This is a genomic window from Paraburkholderia sp. RL17-373-BIF-A (assembly GCF_046030175.1).
Lineage (GTDB): Bacteria > Pseudomonadota > Gammaproteobacteria > Burkholderiales > Burkholderiaceae > Paraburkholderia.
This window is the reverse complement of record NZ_JARESO010000147.1, coordinates 1-5,425: the sequence shown is the minus strand read 5'-3', so window position 1 is coordinate 5,425 and position 5,425 is coordinate 1. Positions and strand designations below refer to the sequence as shown.

Genomic DNA, 5,425 nt, shown 5'->3' with positions numbered 1-5,425 from the left:
TGAGTTTCACCTTCTCGGATAGATTGGCGATATCGGGATGAATCGTGCGACGCAAATGCGCCAGAAAGCGAACGCTGATTTAATTAACCGTTAGGAATACTTTGGTGTTTACATTTGCGCCCCAATCATCCACGGCACGAATTCTTCGTTGCCGACGCCCAACGCCTCGCTCTTGCTCTCCTTGCCGGACGCGACCTCAATGATCATCCTGAAGATTTCCTGTCCTTTTTGTTCGACCGTTGCTGTGCCATCCATGATTTCGCCACAATTGATGTCCATGTCGTCGACCATTCGTTTGTACATGCTGGTGTTCGTGGCGACCTTGATCGAGGGTGCCGGCTTGGCGCCAAAACAGGACCCCCGTCCGGTAGTGAAGACGACAAGATTTGCACCGCTGGCGATCTGGCCCGTCGCGCCCATCGGGTCGTATCCCGGAGCGTCCATGAAGACGAGCCCTTTGACGTCGACTGGCTCGGCATAGCGATAGACACCCATCAGAGGGGATGATCCACTTTTCGCCACTGCTCCCAACGACTTCTCGAGGATGGTGGTGAGGCCGCCGGCCTTGTTGCCAGGCGTCGGGTTGTTATCGATGCTGCCTTTCTCTCTTTCTGCGTACTGCTCCCACCAGTGGATTCGCTCAACGATTTTTTCGCCGACTTCGGGACGGATCGCTCGTCGCGTCAATAGGTGTTCTGCACCGTAGATTTCCGGGGTTTCGGTGAGGATGGCGGTTCCACCGTGCTGTACGAGTAGATCGACGGCTGCCCCGAGGGCGGGATTTGCAGTAATTCCCGAATAGCCATCAGATCCCCCGCATTGCAGGGCGATGCTCAGGTGGGAGATTGGCAGGGGCTCTCGCGTTGCCTCGTTCACGACGGGGAGCATTTTCTGGACGGCCGCAATCGCGGCATCGACGGTCTTCTGGGTACCGCCTTGCTCCTGCATCACGAGCGGCACCATGAGCGGACCAGGCTGCACACCTTCGGCGACGAACATTGCACCCATCTGGTTCGCCTCGCAGCCGAGTCCGATAATGAGAACGCCCGCAAAATTGGGATGCTTGGCATAGCCGCCGATAGTGCGGCGCAACTGCTGAATGCCTTCGCCGTTGTGATCGATACAGCATCCAAAGCTGTGTGTGATCGGAACAATGCCATCGACATTGGGGTATGCGTCCAGTGCGCCGGGAGTTGAGAAATGCTGTGTGACCAGCTTTGTCACGGTCGCCGAGCAATTGACCGTACTGATCACGCCAATGTAGTTGCGCGTCGCAACCCGACCATCCGGCCGACGAAACCCTTGAAAAGTGAGCTGCGAAGTAGCCGGCTCGGTAGGCTTCGCATCGGTGCCGAATGCATAATCTCGGGCGAATTCACCCATGGCCAAATTTTGGGTGTGAACCTGATCGCCAGGAGTGATTGCCTTAGTGGCAAACCCAATGATCTGTCCGTATCTGCGCACAGCGCCGCCCGGCTCGACGTGGCGCAGGGCAACCTTATGAGCTGCAGGGATGTCGTCGCGAACGACTAGCCCCCCCAACTCGGCGATCAATGTGCCGGCGGTGAGTGCGGTGCGGGTAATCGCAACGTCGTCGTTGTCATTTAACTTGATGGTTAAAGAGGTCTGGTTCATATCGCTATCTCGAATATCGCGGGTGCAGTCAGCTTGAATTCAGGCGACACTACGCCCAGCCTTACTGCAAGCAGTGGCTTAGGCGTCGTGTAGCGTGGTCTAGCGATCCGTCGCCGGGGAAAAGCCCGATGTCTCGTCGGCTGCAATGGCCGCGGTCACCGGGTTGCGCGGTCCCTGTTCCGCGACAAGGGGTTGCGGTTCGGAGCCGTGGCGCAGTCGAACAGCACACACCGCGGCAACCACGAGGGCGCCTGCCATGAGCAACAGTCCGTTTAACGCCTTTCCGGTGGTCTGCTCTACTATCCCCATCGCAGTAGGCCCAACGAACCCTCCGAGGACGCCGCAGGCGTTCAACAGTCCCAGCCCTCCAGCCCGGGCAGTTCCGCTGAGACGTGAGCTAGGGAAGCTAAAGAGCACGGACTGCGCGCCGAAGAACATAAGCGCTGATACGCACATTGCGAGCAATCCTAATGCGGGTGGCGCATACACCGCGACCACGAGGCCGGAGGCCATGACGAGGAGGCCCACAATAAGCAAGCCCCGGCTCTGGGCGGACGTCCTGGCCAAACTCGGCAGCGTCGCCGCACCGATTGCAGCTGCAAGCCACGGTGTGGCCGAGAGCACGCCAATGAGGAATGGCGAGAAGTGTCCCGAGGCTCCGATAATGCCGGGCAAGAAAAAGATGACGGCGTAAATCGTGATCTGATGGCAGAAATACACAAAGATCGCAAGCCAAACCTGGCCGTCGCGCAGGCAGTCTTTGAATGCATGTGCCGAGTGTTGCTCCCGCTGCGAAAGGCGAAGTTCAAGATCACTGGCTTCTTTTTTTGACAGCCAGGGCGCAGCACTCGGCCGATCCGGGAGCTTTTTCCAGACGACAAACGCAAGGAGAATCGCGGGCAGGCCTTCCAGGAAAAAAAGCCATTGCCACCCGTGCAAACCGAAGGCTCCATCAAGTTCAAGCAGGGCTCCGCCAATCGGCCCCCCAATGACGTTGGCGATGCAGACACCCAGCAGGAAATAGCCGGTTGCACGCGCGCAATCATTACGGTCGAACCAATAGGTCAGGTACAGGATGACGCCCGGGAACAGGCCGGCTTCGGCCGCACCCAGCAGAAGGCGCAGCACGTAGAACGACGTTGGCCCCTGTACGAAAGCCATCGCGGAGAATAGCGCGCCCCAGGTGATCATGATGCGCGTGATCCAGAAACGGGCGCCGACGCGGTGCAACAGCAGATTGCTCGGTATTTCCAGCGATGCATACGAGAGAAAAAACAGGCCGGCGCCCAGACCGTAAGTAGCCGCTGAAAGCCCGAGATCAATGCTCATGGAATGTTTTGCCAGCGCAATATTCGTGCGGTCAAGAAAGCTGATCGTATACACGAGGATAAGCAGTGGCATCAGTTTCCAGAAGATCCGCCGATTTAGCGACGAAGTATCTGCAGATGCGGTTCGCGAACCGGCTTTGTCAGAGTGCATGCATGTCTCCAGTTTCGGTTGTGTTGGCGTCAGCGGGCCCTGTTTCCGGCCATTGCCGGGTATCCAGCCACGTCGTATCAGTTAAAGCGCCGGCACAAATGGCCTTTCTGCTTGATCCGTGATTTGTGATCACATGCGCAGATTATGCGAGCGTTCTGCCCTCGTCAAGTTCAGCGATGGCGAGGTAAACCCTCGCTTCGGATGAGTGACCTGGCCAGTTGCACGAAGCAAAGTTGTGGGTATCATGATCACAAATCACTTTTGCTTTAACGGAGGCAACTATGGCCGTCCCTCGTTTTGGGTCACGCGACCTACCCGCGCTTGAGTTCGTCTCGCGCGAGACAATGGCTGAGCGCGTCTATTCCCAGTTGCGTGAAGCGATCATGACGGGACGTTTCGCGCCGGGCCAGACGCTGACGCTCCGCGGTGTCGCGGAGGCGGTCGGGTCCTCGACGATGCCCGTCCGCGGTGCGTTGACCCGTTTGCAGGCAGAGGGCGCGCTGGTTGACGGACCGGGTCGCGGGTTGATGGTGCCCCCAATGACCCTCGAGATTCTGGACGAGCTTCGCGATGGACGAATTGCTCTCGAAGGATGTATCGCGAAGCGGGCGGCGACCCGTATGAAGAGGGCCGATCTGACCGCCTTGCAGCGTGTGTTCGACAGGATGGAAGCTCGGGCCAAGGCTGGCGACGTCGCAGGCTACCTTCGCGGAAATTTTGAGTTCCATCAGGCAATCTACGCGCACGGATGCAGCGAAGTGATGATGGGCACCATTCAGAACCTGTGGATGCGGATCGGGCCCTTTTTGAATCTGGTCGCACCGGACCTTGCCCATATCGCTCATTCCATGGAGGCGCATAGGCAGATTCTGGAAGCACTGCGGCGTGGCGACGGCGAGGCGGCGAGGGCCGGTATCGAGCGGGATATTGGCGACGCGGCGGATGATGTGAAGGCCCGGTTATTAAGCAGAGAGGCCGAACACCTCGGCCAGACGGAAACCGTTTAGAACTCCCAGCATCGCGTGCAAAAGCGCAATACCTAACGCAGGGTCGCTACTGCGTTGCCAGTCGAGACGGAGTTGCTTTCTCCGTCGCTAGACGGGTTATTGGCCTCCCTTCCGGATTCTGTGCAGCTCAGCGCAGTTCACCCCCGCATATCGTCTCGTTCAACGTTAACGGTGTATTTAAGGGCGCCGCGCCTTAGCGTTTATCCCAATCAGAAAGTGGTTGACTCATGCACGGTCGGGTTACACACTAGCCTTATGTTGTGATCACAAGTCACTAATCTCAACCGATCAACCGTAAGCTTTTGGTTCTGATTGCGATCACATGTCACGCATGCCAGGGGCATCGGTACAAAGACTAGGCATGCGGGAGCGGCCGGGACAAACGCACGGCTCGAGCGACCCGGCTTTTTAACCAGCAGATGGCGCGTAACGCGCCAACTTGCCTCAGTAATCCAAATAGCGGAGAAAATGATGACGGTTCCAGAGATGTTGAAGCCAAACGCGGGGATGCGGGTTCTTGTTACCGGTGGCGCGTCCGGCATAGGGCTGGTGATTGCGCGCGCGTTTGTCGACGCCGGCTCGCGCGTTCACGTCTGCGACGCAAGCCAGCAGGCCATCGACGCGCTGGTTGAAGCCGAGAGAAGCGCCGGGTCGGGCGCTATCACCGCGACGCTTGCGGATGTATCGGACGAGGCCGCCGTCGAGCGTGTTTTTGCCGATCTGGAGACGCAACTCGGCGGGCTCGATGTTTTGGTTAACAACGCGGGTATTGCGGGCCCGACCGGCGGCGTCGATGAGCTCGATATGAGCGAATGGAAGCAAACCATCGACGTCAACCTGAATGCACAGTTCTACTTCGCTCGCCGCGCAGTGCCGCTTCTGCGCGATTCCTCCTCCGGCGGGGCAATCATCACCATGTCCTCAGTCGCGGGCCGCCTGGGTTATGCGTACCGGACTCCGTACGCAGCGACGAAATGGGCGGTCGTCGGGCTCACCAAAAGTCTCGCCATCGAACTGGGCCCTGTTGGCATCCGGGTAAATGCGATTCAGCCAGGGATCGTGAAAGGCCCGCGCATTGAGCGCGTGATCGAGGCGCGAGCTCAACAACTCGGCATCTCTTATGAACAGATGGAGAAACAGTATCTCGAAAAGATTTCGTTGCGCCGGATGACGACGCCCGAAGAAGTTGCGGCGACTGCGCTCTTCCTATGTTCACCAGGCGGTAGCGGCATCTCCGGGCAGGCTATCTCTGTCTGCGGGAATGTCGAAGTGCTTTGATCGTATTCGAACGCGTCGATCACCCG

Annotated in this window: 3 protein-coding genes and 1 pseudogene; 2 read left to right on the top strand and 2 right to left on the bottom strand. The window is 58.4% G+C overall.

The window, feature by feature from the left end:
* Window positions 1–108: 108 nt before the first annotated feature.
* Together P0D80_RS48510 and P0D80_RS48505 are read right to left on the bottom strand one after the other, a co-directional pair.
* The gene (locus P0D80_RS48510; protein WP_408295452.1) at window positions 109–1,635 is read right to left on the bottom strand and encodes a UxaA family hydrolase; all 1,527 of its coding nucleotides are present in this window, start codon (window positions 1,633–1,635) and stop codon (window positions 109–111) included.
* Between the two features lie 198 nt (window positions 1,636–1,833).
* Window positions 1,834–3,114 (bottom strand): annotated as a pseudogene (locus P0D80_RS48505) (MFS transporter); the annotation flags it as partial.
* A gap of 281 nt (window positions 3,115–3,395) precedes the next feature.
* Between P0D80_RS48505 and P0D80_RS48500 the strand changes: the two are divergent.
* Window positions 3,396–4,121: a GntR family transcriptional regulator gene (locus P0D80_RS48500; RefSeq protein ID WP_408295449.1), complete on the top strand. Its 726-nt coding sequence runs from the start codon at window positions 3,396–3,398 to the stop codon at window positions 4,119–4,121.
* 471 nt (window positions 4,122–4,592) lie between these two features.
* Window positions 4,593–5,399: an SDR family oxidoreductase gene (locus tag P0D80_RS48495; RefSeq protein WP_408295446.1), complete on the top strand. Its 807-nt coding sequence runs from the start codon at window positions 4,593–4,595 to the stop codon at window positions 5,397–5,399.
* Window positions 5,400–5,425: the final 26 nt, after the last annotated feature.